The 1,758-nt window shown below is 69.9% G+C and carries 2 protein-coding genes; both read left to right on the forward strand.

Annotated elements, in window-relative coordinates; genetic code table 11:
* Positions 1-315 (forward strand): peptidoglycan DD-metalloendopeptidase family protein (locus D180_RS11780; RefSeq protein ID WP_043090876.1); only part of this gene is annotated, 315 nt, incomplete at its 5' end.
* A 104-nt stretch (positions 316-419) separates the two neighbouring features.
* Positions 420-1,758, forward strand: a 1,339-nt coding sequence (locus D180_RS11785) for a S41 family peptidase (protein WP_017912954.1), incomplete at its 3' end; no start/stop codon positions are given.

Raw genomic sequence — 1,758 nt, forward strand, 5'->3', positions numbered from 1 at the left:
GGGCGCACCAGCAGCGGCGTGCTGATCGCCGCGCCCGCCGGCAGCACCGTCACCGCGGTCGCCGACGGCACGGTGGTGTTCTCCGACTGGATGACCGGCTACGGCATGATCCTGATCGTGGACCACGGCAATGGCTACATGAGCCTGTACGCGCACAACGACACCCTGCTGCGCGACGCGGGCGCCAAGGTCAAGCGCGGCGATGCGGTGGCCAAGGTCGGCAATTCCGGCGGCCAGGGGCGCCCGGCGCTGTACTTCGAACTGCGCCGCAATGGCCAGCCGGTGGATCCATCGTCGTGGCTGCAGCGCCGCTGAGCTACGCCGGCGCGGCACGTTCAACGCGAATTTAGCTCGGCTTCGCGCATAATCCGGACAACCGCGCCGTGCACGGTGCGGGTCTTCCCCAATCGGAGTGCTTCATGCGCGTAGTCCTGTCCGCAGCCCTGTTGCTCGCTCTGGCGCCGCTGCCGTCGATGGCGCAACGCGCCGAGACGCAGACGCCCACGGCCCCGGCGGCCAGCGCCGACGATCCGGATTCCACCGAATCGGCCAGTGCCAAGGTGCCGCTGGACGAGATCCGCCGCTACGTGGCGGTCTACAACGCGGTGAAGGAAGCCTACGTCGATCCGGTCGACGACAAGAAGCTGATGCAGTCCGCCATCCGCGGCCTGCTGCTGGACCTGGATCCGCACAGCACGTATTTCAGCAAGGAAGACGCCGAAGCCTTCGACGAGCAGACCAGCGGCGCCTACGACGGCATCGGCGTGGAGCTGCTGCAGCTGCCGGACAACACGCTCAAGGTGGTGTCGCCGATCGACGACACGCCTGCCGCGCGCGCCGGCCTGCGCTCGGGCGACATCATCATCGCCATCGACGGCAAGCCGATCAGCGCGGTCAAGGCGATGGAGCCGCTGCGCGGCGAGCCGGGCAGCAAGGTCGTACTGACCATCGCCCGCGACAAGGTCGCCAAGCCGTTCGACGTGACCCTGACCCGGCAGACCATCCGCGTGGCCAGCGTGCGCAGCCGCATGCTCGAACCCGGCTACGGCTACATCCGCATCAGCACCTTCCAAGCCGACACCGGCGCCGATTTCCACAAGCAGTTGCAGCAGCTGCAGGCGCAGGCCGGCGGCAAGCTGCGCGGCCTGGTGCTGGACCTGCGCAGCAATCCGGGCGGCCTGCTGACCGCGGCGGTGCAGGTGGCCGACGACGTGCTCGACAAGGGCACCATCGTCAGCACCCGCGGGCGCATCTCGGTCAGCGATTCCAAGTTCGACGCCACCCCCGGCGATCTGCTCAACGGCGCGCCGATGGTGGTGCTGGTGGATGCCGGTTCGGCCAGCGCCTCGGAAGTGCTGGCCGGTGCGCTGCGCGACAACAAGCGCGCGCGCATCGTCGGCAGCCGCACCTTCGGCAAGGGCTCGGTGCAGACCGTGCTGCCGCTGGACAACGGCGACTCGGTCAAGCTGACCACGGCGCGGTACTACACCCCCAGCGGCAAGTCGATCCAGGCCAGCGGCATCGTGCCCGACGTGGTGCTGCATCCGGAGGCCAGCGCGGACGATGCCGACAAGCCGGCGGCGATCGCCGACTACAGCGAAGCGACCCTTCCGGGCCACCTGCATGGCGACGACGAGGGCGCCGAGGGCTACACCGCTGGCGACGTGCTGCCGGGCGACGGCCCGATCGCGCAGGCGCTGGCCGAACTGAAGCAGCCCGGCGCGGTGGCGCGGGCGGCCGCGGCGGCACCGGCCGGCA

It is taken from the genome of Xanthomonas sp. SHU 166, assembly GCF_000364685.1.
In the GTDB taxonomy this organism is placed as follows: domain Bacteria; phylum Pseudomonadota; class Gammaproteobacteria; order Xanthomonadales; family Xanthomonadaceae; genus Xanthomonas_A; species Xanthomonas_A sontii.